Annotated in this window: 16 protein-coding genes; 11 read left to right on the top strand and 5 right to left on the bottom strand. The window is 65.2% G+C overall.

Translation table 11 applies throughout. The features are described 5' to 3' along the window. The first annotated feature begins 69 nt into the window (after positions 1 to 69). The 3 genes from BXA07_RS22795 (at position 70) to BXA07_RS22805 (ending at position 4,189) form a co-directional block, all read left to right on the top strand. A complete protein-coding gene (locus BXA07_RS22795; RefSeq protein ID WP_076571124.1) occupies positions 70 to 591 on the top strand; it encodes a sigma-70 family RNA polymerase sigma factor in 522 nt (173 codons plus the stop codon). Further along, positions 584 to 1,585, top strand: a complete 1,002-nt coding sequence (locus BXA07_RS22800; protein ID WP_076571126.1) for a FecR domain-containing protein — start codon at positions 584 to 586, stop codon at positions 1,583 to 1,585. The genes BXA07_RS22795 and BXA07_RS22800 overlap by 8 nt, the downstream gene beginning before the upstream one ends. 99 nt (positions 1,586 to 1,684) lie before the next feature. After that, entirely contained in the window at positions 1,685 to 4,189 is a 2,505-nt protein-coding gene (locus BXA07_RS22805) for a TonB-dependent siderophore receptor (protein WP_139335706.1), read from the top strand. 9 nt (positions 4,190 to 4,198) lie between these two features. Here the strand turns inward: BXA07_RS22805 and BXA07_RS22810 are convergent, their stop codons facing one another. The 5 genes from BXA07_RS22810 to BXA07_RS22830 form a co-directional block, all read right to left on the bottom strand. Next, the gene (locus BXA07_RS22810) at positions 4,199 to 4,582 is read right to left on the bottom strand and encodes a hypothetical protein (RefSeq protein WP_076571127.1); all 384 of its coding nucleotides are present in this window, start codon (positions 4,580 to 4,582) and stop codon (positions 4,199 to 4,201) included. Positions 4,583 to 4,596: 14 nt separating this feature from the next. Further along, a complete protein-coding gene (locus BXA07_RS22815; RefSeq protein ID WP_139335707.1) occupies positions 4,597 to 6,297 on the bottom strand; it encodes a hypothetical protein in 1,701 nt (566 codons plus the stop codon). A 122-nt stretch (positions 6,298 to 6,419) separates the two neighbouring features. Further along, positions 6,420 to 6,782 (bottom strand): DUF6232 family protein, encoded by a 363-nt coding sequence (locus BXA07_RS22820; protein WP_076571130.1) that lies wholly within the window; start codon positions 6,780 to 6,782, stop codon positions 6,420 to 6,422. 132 nt (positions 6,783 to 6,914) lie between these two features. After that, positions 6,915 to 7,586, bottom strand: coding sequence for a UPF0149 family protein (locus tag BXA07_RS22825; protein WP_076571132.1), 672 nt, complete (start codon positions 7,584 to 7,586; stop codon positions 6,915 to 6,917). Positions 7,587 to 7,716: 130 nt separating this feature from the next. After that, positions 7,717 to 9,222, bottom strand: coding sequence for a peptide MFS transporter (locus BXA07_RS22830; RefSeq protein WP_076571133.1), 1,506 nt, complete (start codon positions 9,220 to 9,222; stop codon positions 7,717 to 7,719). 328 nt (positions 9,223 to 9,550) lie between these two features. On the opposite strand from BXA07_RS22830, the gene ppnN reads away from it, so the two are divergent. The 8 genes from ppnN to BXA07_RS22870 all read left to right on the top strand — a co-directional run bounded on the left by ppnN (position 9,551) and on the right by BXA07_RS22870 (position 17,037). Next, positions 9,551 to 10,921 carry a nucleotide 5'-monophosphate nucleosidase PpnN gene (gene ppnN, locus BXA07_RS22835; protein WP_076571135.1) on the top strand — a complete coding sequence of 457 codons (1,371 nt, stop codon included), beginning with the start codon at positions 9,551 to 9,553 and terminating at the stop codon, positions 10,919 to 10,921. Between the two features lie 192 nt (positions 10,922 to 11,113). Then, on the top strand, positions 11,114 to 12,184 hold the full coding sequence (locus BXA07_RS22840) for a LacI family DNA-binding transcriptional regulator (protein WP_083708470.1): 1,071 nt from the start codon (positions 11,114 to 11,116) through the stop codon (positions 12,182 to 12,184). Between the two features lie 209 nt (positions 12,185 to 12,393). Then, positions 12,394 to 13,194 carry a transporter substrate-binding domain-containing protein gene (locus BXA07_RS22845; protein WP_348532970.1) on the top strand — a complete coding sequence of 267 codons (801 nt, stop codon included), beginning with the start codon at positions 12,394 to 12,396 and terminating at the stop codon, positions 13,192 to 13,194. 90 nt (positions 13,195 to 13,284) lie between these two features. Further along, positions 13,285 to 13,977 carry an amino acid ABC transporter permease gene (locus tag BXA07_RS22850; protein ID WP_076571138.1) on the top strand — a complete coding sequence of 231 codons (693 nt, stop codon included), beginning with the start codon at positions 13,285 to 13,287 and terminating at the stop codon, positions 13,975 to 13,977. Position 13,978: 1 nt separating this feature from the next. Beyond that, a complete protein-coding gene (locus BXA07_RS22855) occupies positions 13,979 to 14,629 on the top strand; it encodes an amino acid ABC transporter permease (RefSeq protein WP_076571139.1) in 651 nt (216 codons plus the stop codon). Further along, complete coding sequence (locus BXA07_RS22860) at positions 14,616 to 15,350, top strand: amino acid ABC transporter ATP-binding protein (protein WP_070291567.1); 735 nt, start codon at positions 14,616 to 14,618, stop codon at positions 15,348 to 15,350. Before BXA07_RS22855 ends, BXA07_RS22860 begins: the two co-directional genes overlap by 14 nt. After that, on the top strand, positions 15,347 to 16,093 hold the full coding sequence (locus BXA07_RS22865) for a sugar phosphate isomerase/epimerase family protein (protein WP_076571141.1): 747 nt from the start codon (positions 15,347 to 15,349) through the stop codon (positions 16,091 to 16,093). The genes BXA07_RS22860 and BXA07_RS22865 overlap by 4 nt, the downstream gene beginning before the upstream one ends. After that, positions 16,090 to 17,037, top strand: coding sequence for a sugar kinase (locus BXA07_RS22870; protein WP_076571144.1), 948 nt, complete (start codon positions 16,090 to 16,092; stop codon positions 17,035 to 17,037). The genes BXA07_RS22865 and BXA07_RS22870 overlap by 4 nt, the downstream gene beginning before the upstream one ends. Positions 17,038 to 17,052 lie beyond the last annotated feature (15 nt).

A 17,052-nucleotide genomic window follows, 5' to 3' on the forward strand; every position in this document is an offset into this window, starting at 1 on the left:
TGCTCACTTCTGCCTATAATTGAGAATAATTCTCATTAAGTTTGCGCTATCCGCCAGACTCGCCGCTCCATGTCCGCCGACCACTTTTCTTTGCATGCATTCGATGACATCGCCATGCTGTATCGCCAGCACCACGGCTGGCTGCGCGGCTGGCTGCAGCGCAAGGTGGGCAACGCTTTCGACGCGGCCGACCTAGCGCAGGCCACCTTCCTGCGCGTGCTCGCGCCGCAGGGCATGCAGAGCGTGCAGGAGCCGCGTGCTTACCTGACGACCATCGCCCGCAACCTGCTGATCAACCATGTGCGCCGGCGCGCCATCGAGCAAGCCTACCTCGATGCCCTTGCCCTGATGCCGGAACCGGTGGCGCCGCCGCCCGAGGTGCGTCTGATGTTCCTCGAACGGCTGGTGGAGCTGGACCGGCGCCTGGCCGCGTTGCCTGCACAGGCCAGGCAAGCCTTCCTGCTGGTGCAGCTCGACGGCATGGGGCAGCTGGAGGTCGCGGCCGAGCTGGGGATTTCCCTGTCGACCGTCAAGCGCCATCTGGCCAGGGCGGCCCTGCGCTGCTTTTTCCCGGAGCAGCACGATGGATGAAGAGGCAAGCCTCGCCCTGGATGGAACGGGTGTCGCCGGAAGCGTGGCGCCCGCCGTGGCGCGGCGGGCCGTGCAGTGGTGGCTGGCGCTGCACGGCGGCGACGCCACTGCCGCACAGCTCCATGCGTGGCAGCGCTGGCGCGCCGAGAACGCCGAACATGAACGGGCCTGGCAGCGCATCGAGGCGGTCAGCGGCCAGCTGGCAGGCATTCCGCTGCCGTTGGCCAGCGCTGCCCTGGCCGCGCCCGCAGGCGCACGGCGGCGCCGCGCCGTGCGCCTGCTGACGGCGCTGGTGGTCGTGGGCGGCGGCGCCGCCCTGTTGCGCCAGGCACCCGGCTGGCAGTCGTGGCACGCCGATGCCAGCACGGCCACGGGCGAGCGGCGCACGGTGCGCCTGCCGGACGGCGGCACGCTGGTGCTCAATACCGATAGCGCCATCCAACTGCACTATGACGCCAGCGCGCGCGCGGTGCGGCTGCTGCGCGGCGAGGTACTGCTGCAGACGGCGCCCGATGCGCAGCGGCGGCCCTTCCTCGTGCACACCGTCGATGGCGCGGTGCGGGCGCTGGGCACGCGTTTCATCGTGCGCCAGCACGACGGCTTCGTGCGGGTCGGCGTGCTGGAAGGGGCCGTCGAGCTGCGGCCCGCGCGGGCCCAGGGCCAGCCGCGCGTGCTGCGGGCGGGCGAGGAGGGCAGTTTCAGCCGCGACGGCGCGGGCGCGGCGCAGGCGCTCGATGCGGGCGCGGGCGCCTGGGTGGACGGCATGCTGGTCGCCGCGCACATGCGCCTCGATGCCTTCCTGCTGGAGTTGTCGCGCCACCGGCGCGGCCACCTGGGATGCGACCCGGCGCTCGCCCATCTGCTGGTGTCGGGCGCCTATCCGCTGGCCGATACCGACAAGGTACTGCTGGCGCTGACGCAAGCCTTGCCCGTCGAACTGCATTATCTGACGCGCTACTGGGTCACGGTGCGGCCGCGCGCCGCGAAAAAATAAACTGAAAATACATGGACTGTTTTTGCCCGCTGTCTTGTCAAGGGAAGCGAGGGCCCAGGTTTTGGCCCGTTCCACCCATCCATGATACGAAGGCATGCCATGAACGATCGCAGCACATTCCATTCCTCCACGCGCTTGCGCGCACCGGGCCTGTTGGCCATGAAACCGCTCGCCCACCTGGTGCATGCGCTGTGCCTGGGCGCACTGGCCGGCCTGGCCGGCGCGCCGGCGCTGGCGCAAACGGCCGGGCAGGCCGAGGCCGTGCGCCGCTATGCCATCCCGGCCGGGCCGCTGGAAGCGACATTGAATCGGCTCGGGCGTGAAGCGGGTTTGCTGCTCGCCTTTGGCTCAGCGACAACGGAAGGGCTGCGCAGCGGCGGCGTCAGCGGCAGTTATACGGTGGACGATGCGCTGGCGCGGGCGCTGGCCGGCACGGGACTCGCCGCCGTGCGCACGGCCGGTGGCGGCTATGCCTTGCGCGCCGCCACCGCGTCCGCCACCGGCGCGGCGGCTGATGGCGTGCAGACGATGGCGCCCGTGACCGTCAGCGCGCAGGGGGAAGCGGAAAACCCCTGGGGCAAGGTCAGCGGCTATGTGGCGCGGCGGGCCAGCACCGCCACCAAGACCGATGCTTCCTTGCTGGAGGTGCCGCAATCGGTGTCCGTCATCACGCGCGACCGCATGGATGACCAGGGCGTGCGCACCCTGAACGACGCCATCCAATACACGGCCGGCTTGCGCAGCAACACGGCAGGCGCCAATCCTGCCGACGACAGCCTGTCGTTGCGCGGCTTCAGCCAGTTTTCAGGCGCGTTCTACCTTGACGGCATGCGCCTGATGCCCATGGGGACGCTGGGTTTCTTCGGCGTGGAGCCGTATGGCGCCGAGCGCGTGGAAGTGCTCAAGGGGCCCTCGTCCGTGTTGTACGGCCAGAATGCGCCGGGCGGCATCGTCAATTTCGTTGCCAAGCGCCCCACGGCGGACCAAGTGAACCAGGTCGAACTGTCGCTCGGCAGTTACGCCCGCAGGCAGCTGGCCCTCGACGTGGGCGGCAAGCTGGCCGACGACGGCAGCCTGCAGTACCGTCTGGTGGGGCTGGCGCGCCAGGCGGACCAGCAGATCGACTACATGAAGGACGACCGTTATTATCTGGCGCCCAGCCTGACGTGGGCGCCAAGCGCCCGCACCAGCATCACCTTGCTGGGCTTTTTCCAGAAGAATCGCGCCATGCAATCGTCGAACGTGCAGTGGGAGGCCTTGAACGGCAGCAATCCCAATGGCCGCCTGCCGCTGACGCGTTTCCTGGGGGAGCCCGGCTTCGACCACGAGGAGACAAGCGTCGCCTCTGCCGGCTACGCGGCGCACCACACGTTTGACGGCGGATGGACGGTCAGGCAGAATTTCCGCTACCTGCACGCGGATAACCATGAGCAGTATATGTTTCGTTATGGCAATTTAATCGACCATGCGATCAGCAACCGCGAGATCGATACGCGCGACGGCAAGGGCAGCGTGTACTCGCTCGACACCAGCGTGACGGGCCAGGTGGCGATGGGCGCGCTGCGCCATGAGGTCGTTGCCGGCATCGACTACAGCCGCAGCAACACTTCGTTCAGCTCGTATATCGCCGACGGGCCGCAGATCGATATCTACCGCCCCGTTTACGGCAGCGCGCTGGACCTGGCGGCGCTGGCGCCCGATGCCCTGCGCCGCGAACGTAACCGGCAGCTGGGCGCGTACCTGCAGGACCGCATGCAGTACCGAAGCTGGGTCTTCACCGTGGGCGGGCGCCAGGACTGGACGCGCCAGGAGCAGCGCAATCTGCTGGTATCGCCGTCGAGCACGACTTTGCGCAAGCCCAGGGCATTCACGGGCCGCGCCGGCATCACTTATCTGGCGGCGAACGGCCTGGCGCCTTACGCCAGTTACAGCGAATCGTTCTCGCCCGTCTCCGGCGCGGACCGCCTTGACCGTCCGTTCGAGCCGGAAACGGCCCGCCAAGTGGAGGTTGGCGTGAAATACGCGCCTGGCGCGCATCTTTCCGTGACTGCCGCCGCATTCGAACTGCGCCGCCAGAACGTGCTGACGACGGATCCGGATGACCCGAATTTTTCCATCCAGCAGGGAGAGGTGCGCTCGCGCGGCATCGAGCTGGAAGTGGCGGCGCAGCCGAATAGCCAGCTGAAACTGCTGGCGTCCCTGACCTACAATCCCCTGACGGTGACGAAGGCGAATCCGGACATGTGGGGCACGAACGTGCAGGGCAAGTCGCCCTATGAAGTGCCCAGGCAGATGGCTTCCGCGTGGGCCGACTACGCCTTTGCCGGCAGCTTGCGCGGCCTGTCGGCCGGCGCCGGCGTGCGCTACATCGGCGCCAGCTGGGGCGATGCGGACAATACCTTCCAGGTACCCGCGTTCACCTTGGCCGACCTGTCGCTGCGCTATGACCTGGGCAAGGCACGCAGCGACTGGCGCGGCCTGAGCGTGGGCATGACGGTCAAGAACCTGTTCGACAAATACCATGTCGCCTCGTGTTTCTCGGCGCGGGCCTGTAATTATGGCGAGCAGCGCAATGTCGGTGTGCGCGTGGCCTACCTCTGGTAGCGCGCGGCCTTACGCCGCATCAAACCAGGCGCGCAGTTCATCCCCGGCGCGCTGCGCCGTCGCCTGCGTCAAGGTCAGCACGATGACCTTTTCCCGCGCCGGACGAAGGTGCCCATCGCTGCCGGCCAGCTCGATGGCTTGCCCGAAGCTCGTGTAGCAGGCGCCGAACTCCTGCGGGCATTGCTGCACGATGCGCGCCGCCTTGCCGGCGTTGCGGTCCGCCAGGTTGACGATGGGATTGCCGTCATTGAATGGCTGGCCGTTGGCAAAGCTGGTGCGCAGATACGGCGCGCACCGGCCGTCGAGGAAGGCCAGGCGCGCCTGCCAGTACGCCTCAACCGCCGCATACACGGCGTGGTCCTCGAGAAAATCGGCAAACAGGAAGTCGTCCATGGTTTGTCCTCCGGCTAGATGCCGAACACTTTCAGGATCGCGTCCGTCATCCCCTCGAACCAGCTGCCCGCCTTGCCCGGTTGCTTGCCGTGGCGCGGGGTTTCTTCGTACAGGTAGACGCCGTGGGCGCCGTCGAAACGGTCGTTGAGCAGCGCCTGCTGGCCGCGCAGGTAGGGCAGGAAGGTTTCGCTGCGCATCGTCGAGTACAGCACGTCGGTAGTAAAACCCAGGGTGGCGGACTGGCTGATGGAGCGGCCCTGGCCCGCGCGCTCCAGGCGCACGCCGCGGCAGCCGCGCACGATCAGGGTGACGGGGCCGCGAAAGACGAGGAAGCGCAGCTGCAGGGTGAGCCAGGCATGCAGGCTGCCCAGGCGCCAGTGGCTCGACATCGCCAGCGGCCGGTCCGCGTCGCAGACCAGGCCCACCAGCCCCCGTGGCTGGAACACGAGGGCGCTGCCGGCCGGCAGGTGCACGACGGCCACTTCCAGCAGCGGGTCGTCGCTGGCGGAAATCGTCACGGATGCCGTGGCGTCGCTTTCGAGCCGCGTCAGCGCCACCATGCCGGCGGCCAGGCTCGTCAATGGAAAGCGCCAGTCCAGCAGCCACTGCGTGCGTTTATGCGTGCTGACGGGCGACGATTGCAGGTACTCGGGATGGATCAGCATCCGCTGGCCCGGCTGCAGCAGCAAGCCCTGCGAGACGGCGGAAATGCGCGACTGGCCATCGGGCGGCAGGGGGAGCGCAATGGCCGGCACGTTGAGCGCGTGCGCGATGGACAAGGGCTTCAGGCGCGAAGCGATGGGCGCGAGCACGAAGTAAAAGAAGGCCTTGATGGCGACGGGCAGCACGATGGCCGACAGCACCAGCAGGGCGGCCGTGGGACCGTAGCGGGCGAACAGTTCGCGCAACGCACGCCACCAGTTGTCGCGCAGCTGTCCTTCCATCGACGCCATGGCATGGCCCAGGTCCTGCAGGCGCGCCTCGACGCGTGCCTGGTCAACCTGGAAGGGCGCCAAGCTGCCGGCGCCGGCAGCGGTCAGGCGCTGGCGCTGCGCCATGTAGCGCTGGTAGGCCAGCGCGTTGGCCTCGCGCAAGCGCGCTTCCTCTGCCTGCAGCGCGGCCATTGCCGCGTGCGGCGTCGTGCCGGGGAGGCGCGCTTGCAGCGGGTGTGCCTGCGCCAGTTCCTGTTGCCGGGCCAGGTTGCCGGAAAGTGCCTGGTAGGCTTGCCGGTGTTCGTCGTGCAGGCGCAGCAGCGCCTGGCGGGCGCTTTCATTGCCGAGGGCGATACGCAGCGACTGCAGGTAGGCGCGTTCCTGCAGCAGCAATTCGATGCGGATGTGCTGCTCGGCCTGCCTGGCGACGGCGTTGCCGAGATCCTTGCTGGTGGGTAATGCCAAGGTGAAGGACCACGCCGTTGCCGTTTGCCGCAGCGCAAGCAGCGCCGCGTCGATATGCGCGATGCGCGCGGCGATGGCCTGGTCGGACGCCTGGCGCAGCGCGTCGACGCGCGCCTGCGTTTCCCCGCTCAGTGTTGCCTGGCGGACGCCGGCCTGGCTTGCCGCATCGCGCAACATGCCGAGCCTGGCTTCTCCAGCCTGAAATTGCCGCGCCTGCTCCAGCAGCGCATGACCTGCCGCAAGGATGGCAAGGAACAGCAGGAATTGCAGGACATGGCGGCTGATGAAGCGCAGCAGGGAAGCGAGTAGGAGGCGCAATGGTCGGCTAAATAAGACTGGCGGTGGCGGCCGCAATGGCCCTCGATGCGTATCGGTCAGCAGGGCCGTCCGATACGCGCCGCCTGATTTTACCGCACCGCCGCCATGGCAGTGCAGTTCGATCAGCCGCGGTGAATCATCGCTTCGTTGACGGCCTGGACAACCTGGTTCAGGTATTCGCGGTTCTTGGTCATGAGGGCGCGAGTTTCACCGGCAGAAGTGGCCAGCAGCACATGGTAGACGGGCTTGACCAGGAACAGGACGGCGAGACCGAGGCCCAGCAGTACCAGGCCAAACATGAAGCTGGAGCCAACCATGACACCGAGGCCAACCAGTGCAAGGATGATGCCAAGCGCGCGCGGCGGCTTTTTCTCAAACGGCTTGACCGACGTCACGTTGCTCATGGCATAGGTCTGGCCGCCGCTGACAAAACGGGCGTTGGTTACCTTGACATCGCCTTGCTCAAAAAAAGTGCGCTCTTCCATGGGATTCCTGTGTGGTGAAATTGATTAATATTGTTGCATTCCAACAATTTTTTCACTATACACAGTTGTGTATTCTCAATACTCACACATTGTCACAATTGTCCGCATAGTACATCGGCTGGTAACATTTTTTCACGCTGCATCGCTATCGGCACAGCATTTTTTATACTTCTTGCCGCTGCCGCAGTGGCACGGGTCGTTGCGGCCCGTTTTCGGCAGTTCACGCAAGACGGTGGCGCCGGGCTGGCTTTGTTTCAGGTGGCGCTGGCGCGCCCACGCCGCATTGATGGCGATGACGGCGGGAATCACGCCATCCATCGCCGTTTCGGCCGCATCGTCATCGAGTTCGCTGGCCGTGGCCAGGTGCTGGAACGGCGCCAGATACCCGGGGTGGCTGACGGCCAGGGCCGCCCACTGGGGCTTGTCCAGGCCCGTGCCGAGGACAAAACCGGCGCACCAGGCGGGCACGCTCCATTCGGGGCCGCAGACGTAGATGGGTTCGAAGCTGTCCGGGTCTTTCGCCAGCCATTCGACCATGTAGGCGTGGTGGCGCTGCGCCAGGCTGGCCGCCCGTTCGCTGGCGGCGTCGGACGCGGGCGCCGTGGCGCCGGACGCCTTGTCCCACACCCAGGGCAGCCATTGCTCGGTGGCGATCTGTTTCGGGCTCAGGGCGACGGCGGTCAGAAATCCTTCCAGCATCGACACGTCCATGGCGCGGCTTTCCAGCGCGGGCGCGGCCAGCAGGGTGTCGAGTTCGGCGTATTCGTCGTCGGAGAGGGGCGTGGTGGTGGAGAGGCTGGACATGGAATTTTTCGGTAAGGTAGGAGGATGGCCGGTGGCCCTGGCGGTATTGTACCGTCCGGCAAGTGAAAAGCGGCTGTCGCCATGAAAAACGGCGGCCCGCAGGCCGCCGTTCTGATCTATAGCAAGACGCTTATTTCACGCCGTGCATCAGTTTGTTGATCAGCGGGGCGATCAGGAACAGCACGACACCGGCGCCCAGCAGCGACCAGAAGCCGAAGGTGTAGCCGGACAGGGCCGATTGCACCGACATGCCGCTTTCGCCGCTGACGTAGCTGGCGAAGATGCCCGACAGGTTGTTGCCGATGCCGGTCGACAGGAACCAGCCGCCCATGCCCATGCCGACCAGGCGTACCGGGGCCAGCTTGGTGACCATCGACAGGCCGATAGGCGACAGGCACAGCTCGCCGATCGATTGCAGCACGTACACGGTGGTCAGGGTCCAGAACGGGATCTTGTTGTCGGCGCCAACCAGGCTCGACAGAGCGAAGATCAGCAGGCCGAAGGCCAGCGCATTGCCCAGCAGGCCCAGGCCGAATTTGCGCGGGATCGACGGGTTGACATTGTGGCGCGCCAGGAAGACCCAGACGGCGGCGATGATAGGCGCGAAGATGATGATGGCGACCGAATTGACGGTCTGGAAGTAGGCGGTCGGGAAGATCCAGAAGCCCAGGTCGCGGTTGACGATCTTGTCAGCCAGGAAAGTAAACGAGCTGCCAGCCTGTTCGAAGAACATCCAGAACAGGATGTTGAAGACGAAAATCAGCAGCATGGCGATCACGCGGTCGCGCGCCACCTTGCCATTGCGGATGCCTTCGACCATCAGCATCACGGCCAGGCCGATGAACAGCACGGTCAGGACGATCTGCAGCTTTTCAGCGCCGACGGTCAGCAGGAAGTACATCAGCGGGATCACGCACAGGCAGCCCAGTGCCACCCAGACGACGCGCATCGGGTTGCCGGAACCGGCTTCCGGTGCGCCGATGCCCTTCAGGGCGCGGCGGCCGATGGCGAACCATACCAGGCTGATCAGCATGCCGAAGCCGGAGGCCATGAAGACCATCTTGTACGAAGGCATGGCGCTGGTGCCGAAGATCGACTCTGCCAGCCACTGGGTGAAGACGGGAGCGACCATGGCGCCCATGTTGATGCCCATGTAGAAGATCGTGAAGCCGCTGTCGCGGCGCGGATCGGCCGTCGTGTACAGCTTGCCGACCATGGTCGAGATGTTCGGCTTGAACATGCCGTTACCGACGATCATGGTGGCCAGGCCCAGGTTGAAGATGTCCTGGTTCGGTACCGAGATGCAGAACAGGCCGGCGGCCATGAAGACGGCGCCGAGCAGAATCGAGCGCTGGTAGCCGATGATGCGGTCGGCGAGGTAGCCGCCGAACAGGGCGCCGGCGTACACCAGCGCGAGGAAGGAACCGTAGGTCAGGTTGGCCGCTGCCTGTCCCGAACCGTCGCCAGCGTGGAACTGGGCCACGATGTACAGTACCAGCGCCCAGCGAACTCCGTAGAACGCGAAGCGTTCCCAGAATTCAGTCATGAACAACATCCACAATGGGCTTGGATGGCCCATAATCTGCTTGAACTCTGGAATAACGGCTTCCTTGTTGGGCGTAGTCGCACCGCTCATGCGGTTCCTCCTGAAAAATTATTATAGTCAATCGATAAAACAAACTTATGGAAGCCTGCGGGCGGCGGGGACTCTCATGAAGAACCGTATGCTCGGGAATTCCAATAGGCTGGCATTCTAATCTACAAATTGCGCTGAGCGAAGATTTCGATTCGCATTAGCAAGAATGACTGTTTCATATTGGTCAAACCGGTTTCAGGCAAAGGCGGTTTCGGGCGATTTTGCGGCGCCACAGCACAACTTGCCCGACTTGTCGTATATTGAGGCTGCAACACATTTTGAGGCTGCAACACCTTCGAGCATCGATTTTTAAAGGATTTTTCGCATTATGGAACACGACGTTATCGATACTCTGGTTTCACCGGAGGGCCGCCTGGACGTGCTCTCCAAGACTGAAGTCAACAAACTGCTCGATACCAGCCAGGGCGGCCTGTACAACACTTTCCGCCGCTGCGCGCTGGCGGTCTTGAATTGCGGCAGCACCATCGACGATGGCCGCGCCCTGCTTGAGCGATATCAATCGTTTGAAATCTCCATCATCCAGCGCGAGCGCGGCATCAAGCTCGACATCAAGGGCGCGCCGGCCATCGCCTTTGTCGACGGCAAGATGATCAAGGGCATCCACGAGCACCTGTTTGCCGTGCTGCGCGACATCATCTTCGTCAGCGATGAAGTCACGGGCAACCCGAAATTCGATTTGCAGAGCACGGAAGGCGTGACGGACGCCGTCTTCCACATCCTGCGCAACGCCAACGTGCTGCAAACCCAGCTCAACCCGAACCTGGTCGTCTGCTGGGGCGGCCACTCGATCAACCGCGCCGAATACAATTATTCGAAGGAAGTGGGCTACCAGCTGGGCTTGCGCGGCCTCGACATCTGCACGGGCTGCGGCCCCGGCGCCATGAAGGGCCCCATGAAGGGCGCCACCATCGGCCACGCCAAGCAGCGTTTGCACAATGGCCGCTACCTGGGCATCACCGAGCCGGGCATCATCGCGGCCGAGTCGCCGAATCCCATCGTCAATGACCTCGTCATCATGCCGGACATCGAAAAGCGCCTGGAAGCGTTCGTGCGCGCCGGCCACGGCATCGTCGTCTTCCCCGGCGGGGCGGGCACGGCCGAAGAGATTCTGTATATCCTCGGCATCCTGCTTCACCCGGACAATGCCGACATTCCCTTCCCCTTGATCTTCACAGGCCCGGAAACGTCGCGCGAGTATTTCGTGCAGATCAATCAGTTCATCAGCGATACCCTGGGCCCGGAAGCACAGCAGCGCTATAAAATCATCATCGACGACCCGGAACTGGTGGCGCGCGAGATGCTCGAAGGCATACGCCAGGTACGCGAATTCCGCAAGGCCCACAGCGACGCGTATTACTTCAATTGGCTGCTGAAGATCGACCATGAATTCCAGAAGCCGTTCCAGCCCACGCATGAAAACATGCGCAACCTGAGCCTGCACAAGAACCAGGCCACGCACTTGCTGGCGGCCCAGCTGCGCCGCGCGTTTTCGGGCGTGGTGGCGGGCAACGTCAAGGATGACGGCATCCGTTCGATCGAAGAGCACGGCAACTTCGAAATCCATGGCGACAAGGACATCATGGGGCCCATGGACGCGCTGCTTGCTTCCTTCGTGGCGCAGCACCGCATGAAACTGGCGGGCACGGCCTATGTGCCTTGCTACACGGTGGTCCAGTAAACCGTCTTGCGACCATCGCGCCGCCCGCCCCCTGCGCCTGCCGGGGGAGGGCGGCGCCTTCCTTTGTGCTCCCAGCGTGTTCCTTCGCCGCCACAGGCAATCAAATCGCTTGCGTCATCGATTCTCGGGTGCTATCTTTGGAACCGGTTCCAAAATAAAAATATACAGATCAACAGGTAGTGGAGAGCAAGCTTGGATTCAGTACGCGGCAGCAAGAAAACAGTCACCGGCGAACCGGCCCGGCCCGTGACCATCGCCCAGGTGGCGCGCGAGGCGGGCGTGTCGAAGACGAGCGTGTCGCGCTTTCTCGGCGGCGAACTCGATGCCCTGTCCGAAAACATCCGCCAGCAGATCGCCGGCACCATCGCGCGCCTCGGCTACCAGCCGAACCAGATGGCGCGCGGCCTCAAGCGGGGGCGCACGCGCCTGATCGGCATGGTCGTGGCCGACATGCTCAATCCCTACACGGTGGCCGTGCTGCAAGGCGTGGAGGCGGCTTGCCAGCAACATGGCTATACCTTGATTTTGTGCAATACCGGCAATGACGAACAGCGCGAACGCCAGTCGCTGGCCGCGCTGCGCTCGTACAGCGTGGAAGGACTGATCGTCAACACGCAGGGGCGCAATATCGAATCGTCCGACTTGCAGCAGGCGGACATGCCCATCGTGCTGGTCGACCGCCGCATCGACGGCGCCGATTTCGACCTGGTGGGCCTGGACAATGTGCAGGCGGGCCGGCTGGCCACGGCGCATCTGATCGAACAGGGTTTCGACGCCATTGCCTTCATCGCGCCGCCCTTGACGGGCGTCAGCTCGCGGCTGATGCGCGCCGAAGGTTTCCAGGCCGTGATGGCCGAGCATCCGGGCTGCGTGGGCGAAGTGCTGGCCGTGGACCTGGACGACCGGCCCTCCATCGACGCGCAGGTGCGGCAATGCTTGGCGCAGTGGCGCGGCCGCCGCGTGGCGCTGCTGGCCTCGAACGGCATGGTGGCGCTGGAGCTGGCGCTGATGCTGCAGCGCCTCGAATTGCGCATGCCGCAGGACGTGGGCCTGCTGGGCTTTGACGAGTTGCCATGGTCGCCGCTGGCGGGCCTGAGCACGATCGAGCAGCAAACTTATGAAATCGGCTTTACGGCGATGAAGTGCATGCTGTCGCGCCTGCAGGGCGAGCAGTGCGCGCCGCGCGAGGTGCTGTTGCCGGGTAAGTTGATTGTGCGCAACTCTACCCAGGGCGGGAAAGCGGACAAGGACGGCGACGCTTGACGGGAAAGAGGGCATTGCCCTTTTTTTTGGATAAGTTATGGAACCGGTTTCATAGAATTTTTTCATACAGAAAAGGGGGCCTCAGGCAGGGCAATGGCAGGAAGTTGGTACGACACGGCAAGAGACGATCTGAATCGTCCATTTGACAATATTCCCGGAAGCGCCTCGACGAGGCCGGTACCGGGATCACAGGAGACTGAAGCATGAAGATGACTACACTGTTGTATTCGAAGATCGTGGCCTGCGCGCTCGCAGCAACGTTTGCCCTGGGTGCGGCGGCCGACGCCGGCGCCCAGACGCTTGGCGAGCTGATCAAGAAAGGCAAGCTGACCATCGGCGTGGTCAGCGGGACGCCGCCGTTCGGCAGCATCGACGCCAAGGGCGCGCCCGTCGGCTATGACGTCGACGTCGCCAACCTGATCGGCAAATACCTGAACCTGCCCGTGGAAGTGGTGCCCCTGACGGCGCCGTCGCGCGTGCCGTCGCTGGAGTCGGGCAAGGTCGACTTCCTCGTGGCGACCCTGGCGCCCACGCCGGAACGGGCCAAGACCCTGATGTTCACCATGCCCTACAGCGCGTTCGAACTGGCCATCGTCGCGCCGGTGGGCGGCAAGTTCAAGGCCCTGGCCGACCTGAAGGGCAAGAAAGTGGGCGTGACGCGCGGCACCACGAATGACACGGCGCTGAGCCGTCTGGCGCCGGCCGGCACCAATATCGTGCGTTTCGAGGATGACGCCACCGTCACCCAGGCCTTGCTCAGCAAGCAGGTCGACGCCGTCTCGATTCCCAGCACGATGGCGCTTGACATCATCAAGACGCGCGGCGCGGGCAAGATCGAGGTCCGCTTCGCCTACTCGCTGCAACCGAATTCGATGGCGGTGCGCCGCGGCGACTTCGAGCTGCACCAGTGGCTCAACAACTTCATCTATTACGTCAAGCTGAACGGCGAACTCGACGCCATTGCGCGCAAGTGGAGCGGCGCCCCGCTGCCGGCGCTGCCGACCTTCTGATACCGCCAGCCGCATAGGAAAGTGCCCGTCCGCACGGCGCGCCGCCATGGTGGCGCCGCCGGGGACGCGCACGCAGACAAGGAGTTGAGTATGCCGTATGAATTTCATTTCGAACTCGTCATGCAATCGCTGGACCGCCTGTTGTGGGGCGCGGCGCTGACGATACGCCTGAGCGCCCTGGCGATGGTGTTGGGACTGGCAGTGGGCGTGTGCGCCGCCGTCATCCTGAAGAACGGTCCCGCCTATGCCCGCGCCGTGGTGCGCGCGTATGTCGAGGTGATCCGCAGCACGCCGTTCCTGGTGCAGCTGTTCATCATCTACTTCGGCTTGCCGTCGCTGGGCTTGCAGCTCGACGCCAATGGCGCCGCGCTCGTCGCCATGACGGTCAACCTGGGCGCCTACGCGGCGGAAATCGTGCGCGCCGGCATAGGCGCCGTGCATCCCTCGCAGCTGGAGGCGGCGCAGGCGCTGGGCATGACGCGCTGGCAGGTGATGCGCCACGTGGTGCTGCTGCCGGCGCTGGAAAAAGTCTATCCGGCGCTGGCCAGCCAGTTCACCTTGATGATGCTCGCATCGAGCGTCGTGTCGGCCATTTCCGCCGAAGAGCTGACCGCCGCCGCCCACCTGCTCGACGCGGAAACCTTCCGCAGCTTCGAGATCTACATCGTCGTGATGGTGCTGTACATCCTGCTGGCCCTGCTGTTCCGCTTCGGCTTCTGGGTGCTGGGCCAGATCGTCTTCAAACGCCGCCGCCGTCTGGGCGCGGCGCGCATGGGAGCTTGACATGATCAGTGACTTTTCCTGGGATAACCTGCAATTCCTGCTCGAGGCCACGCGCTGGACCATCGGCCTGTCGCTGCTCGTCTTCATCACGGGCGGCATCGCCGGCTTCGCGGTGGCGCTGCTGCGCACGGCGCGCAGCCCGCTCCTGCGCTGCATCAGCGCCCTGTACATCCAGCTGGTGCAGGGCACGCCCGTACTGATCGTGCTGTTCTTGACCTATTACGGTCTGGCCCTGTTCGGCTACAAGCTGTCGCCGGTCATCGCGGCCGGCGCGGCGATGACGATCTTTGCCAGCGCCTACCTGGGCGAGATCTGGCGCGGCTGCATCGAAGGCGTGCAGCGGCAGCAGTGGGAAGCGTCGGCCGCGCTGGCGCTGAACCGCTACCAGCAGCTGCGCTACGTCATCCTGCCGCAGGCGCTGCGCCATTCGCTGCCGCCGACCGTGGGCTTCATGGTGCAGATCATCAAGAACACTTCGATCACCTCGATCATCGGCGTGGTGGAACTGACGCGGGCAGGGCAACTGGTCAGCAATGCGACCTTCCTGCCCTTCATCGTCTTCCCCATCGTCGCCCTGATCTACTTCGCGCTGTGCTATCCGCTGTCGCGCTACAGCCATTCACTGGAAAGGAAATTCCATGCCCATCGTTGAAATCGACAATATCAGCAAGAGCTTCGGCGCCAATCATGTGCTCAAGGGCGTGTCGTTCGCCGTCGAGCGGGGGCAGGTGATCGCCGTGATCGGCCGCAGCGGCTCCGGCAAGAGCACCATGCTGCGCTGTATCAACGGCCTGGAGACCATCGACAGCGGCAGCATCGCCGTCGCCGGCCATACGCTGACGGCGCGCCAGGAACACCTGCTCGACTTGCGCAAGGACGTGGGCATGGTCTTCCAGAGCTACAACCTGTTTCCCCACCTGACCGTGGAAGAAAACGTCATGCTGGCGCCGCGCATCGTCAAGAAAGTGCCCGACGCCCAGGGCCGCGCCACGGCATTGCGCGTGCTCAAGCAGGTAGGCCTCGACCACAAGCGCGAGGCCTATCCCGAGCAGCTGTCGGGCGGCCAGCAGCAGCGCGTGGCCATCGCCCGTTCGCTGGCGATGGAGCCGCAGGTGATGCTGTTCGACGAAGTGACGTCGGCGCTCGACCCGGAACTGACGCAGGAAGTGCTGAAGGTGATGGAAGAGCTGGCGCAGGCGGGCATGACGATGCTGCTCGTGACGCACGAGATGGAGTTCGCGCGGCGCATGGCCGACGTCACCGTCTTCATGCACCAGGGATTGGTGTGGGAGAGCGGGCCGTCGGAAGCGTTCTTCAGCAATCCGCAAACGCCGGAAGCGCGCCAGTTCGTCGGCGCGGGAGCGATCAAATGAGCCCCGTCCTGGTGGCGGCGTCGGCCTATGGCGCAAGCAGGGTAAGGCAGCTGGGGCAAAGTCATTTCATCGACGTGGTGGCCGATGCGGGCGGCGCCGGCATCGAGATCCGCCGCGAACTGTTCACTTCCGACTTGCCGGACCTGGCGCGCATGGGCGCGGCGGTGGCCGCGCGCGGCCTGTACTCCGTGTATTCCACGCCCATCGAATTGTGGGACGCGGACGGGCTGCTGCGGCACGCGTTGCTGCAGCAGATGCTGGACGAGGCGGCGCGCCTGGGCGCGCGCTACCTGAAGGTCTCGCTGGGCCATTACCCGGCCGCGCCGGACTTGCACGCCTTGAGCGCCCGACTGGCGGACGCGCCCGTGGCGCTGCTGGTGGAAAACGACCAGACGGCCCACGGCGGCGCGCTGGCACCGATGGCGCGCTTCCTGGCGGCGGCGCGCGACATCGGGCTGCCCGTGGGCCTGACCTTTGACATCGGCAACTGGCGCTGGGTGGGCGAGGACGCGCAGCAGGCGGCGCGCCTGCTGGCGCCGTACGTGCGCTATGTGCACTGCAAGGCCGTCCAGGAAAACGGGGGGCGGCTGTCCGCCTGCGCCGTCTCCGAGGCCGATCCGGCCTGGCGCGCCGTCTTCGCGCATTTCGTGCCGGGCGTGCAGCGGGCCATCGAATTCCCGCTCGAAGGCGCCGACCTGGTGGCCGAAACGAGGCGCTGCATCCAGATGCTGGAGGCCGCATGATGGCGCTCGACGTCGTTACCTACGGCGAGGCGATGGCGATGTTCGTTGCCGAGGAAACGGGTGACCTGGCGGCCGTGGCGCATTTCACGCGCCGCCTGGCCGGCGCCGAGACGAACGTCGCCATCGGCCTGGCGCGCCTGGGCTTGAAAGTCGGCTGGCTGAGCCGCGTGGGCGACGATTCCTTCGGCCGCTTCATCCGCGCCAGCGTGCAGGCCGAGGGCGTCGATTGCAGCCGGGTCGTCACCGTCGCCGGCCAGACCAGCGCCTTCCAGCTCAAGGCCCGGGCCGAAAACGGCGCCGACCCGCTGGTCGAATATTTCCGCAAGGGTTCCGCCGCCAGCCGGCTGGCGCCCGAGCACTTCGACCCCGCCTATTTTCTGTCGGCGCGCCACCTGCACGCCACGGGCGTGGCCGCGGCCCTGTCCGCGACCAGCCTGGCGTTCGCCGGCCAGGCCATCGACTTCATGCGCGAGCATGGCCGCACGGTGTCGTTCGATCCCAACCTGCGGCCCACGCTGTGGCCGTCGCAAGCCGTCATGGTGGAACAGATCAACCGTCTGGCCGCCAGGGCCGACTGGGTGCTGCCCGGCCTGGGGGAGGGAAAAATCCTCACCGGCCACGACCTGCCGCATGACATCGCCGACTTTTACCTGCAGCAGGGCGTGCGGCTGGTGGTCATCAAGCTGGGTGCCGACGGCGCCTATTACCGCACGGCCGACGGCGACAGCGGCATGGTGCCGGGCGAGCGCGTGGACAAGGTGGTCGACACGGTGGGCGCCGGCGACGGCTTCGCGGCCGGCCTGGTCAGCGCCTTGCTGGAAGGCTTGCCGCTGGCGCAGGCGGTACGGCGCGCCAACCGCGTCGGCGCCTTCGCCATCCAGGTGGCCGGCGACATGGAAGGCTTGCCGACCCGCGCCCAGCTCGACGCGCTGGGCCAATCTTGAACCGAACAGGGGAAA

The organism is Janthinobacterium sp. TND4EL3 (assembly GCF_900156175.1).
GTDB lineage: Bacteria > Pseudomonadota > Gammaproteobacteria > Burkholderiales > Burkholderiaceae_D > Janthinobacterium.

Bases quoted from the DNA above. Each gene is read 5' to 3' on its own strand.
- BXA07_RS22805 (WP_139335706.1), top strand. From the start codon at position 1,685: ATGAACGATCGCAGCACATTCCATTCCTCCACGCGCTTGCGCGCACCG.
- BXA07_RS22845 (WP_348532970.1), top strand. From the start codon at position 12,394: ATGACTACACTGTTGTATTCGAAGATCGTGGCCTGCGCGCTCGCAGCA.
- BXA07_RS22860 (WP_070291567.1), top strand. From the start codon at position 14,616: ATGCCCATCGTTGAAATCGACAATATCAGCAAGAGCTTCGGCGCCAAT.
- BXA07_RS22830 (WP_076571133.1), bottom strand. From the start codon at position 9,222: ATGAGCGGTGCGACTACGCCCAACAAGGAAGCCGTTATTCCAGAGTTC.
- BXA07_RS22810 (WP_076571127.1), bottom strand. From the start codon at position 4,582: ATGGACGACTTCCTGTTTGCCGATTTTCTCGAGGACCACGCCGTGTAT.
- BXA07_RS22825 (WP_076571132.1), bottom strand. From the start codon at position 7,586: ATGTCCAGCCTCTCCACCACCACGCCCCTCTCCGACGACGAATACGCC.
- BXA07_RS22865 (WP_076571141.1), top strand. From the start codon at position 15,347: ATGAGCCCCGTCCTGGTGGCGGCGTCGGCCTATGGCGCAAGCAGGGTA.
- BXA07_RS22795 (WP_076571124.1), top strand. From the start codon at position 70: ATGTCCGCCGACCACTTTTCTTTGCATGCATTCGATGACATCGCCATG.
- BXA07_RS22820 (WP_076571130.1), bottom strand. From the start codon at position 6,782: ATGGAAGAGCGCACTTTTTTTGAGCAAGGCGATGTCAAGGTAACCAAC.
- BXA07_RS22850 (WP_076571138.1), top strand. From the start codon at position 13,285: ATGCCGTATGAATTTCATTTCGAACTCGTCATGCAATCGCTGGACCGC.
- BXA07_RS22855 (WP_076571139.1), top strand. From the start codon at position 13,979: ATGATCAGTGACTTTTCCTGGGATAACCTGCAATTCCTGCTCGAGGCC.
- BXA07_RS22800 (WP_076571126.1), top strand. From the start codon at position 584: ATGGATGAAGAGGCAAGCCTCGCCCTGGATGGAACGGGTGTCGCCGGA.
- BXA07_RS22870 (WP_076571144.1), top strand. From the start codon at position 16,090: ATGATGGCGCTCGACGTCGTTACCTACGGCGAGGCGATGGCGATGTTC.
- ppnN (WP_076571135.1), top strand. From the start codon at position 9,551: ATGGAACACGACGTTATCGATACTCTGGTTTCACCGGAGGGCCGCCTG.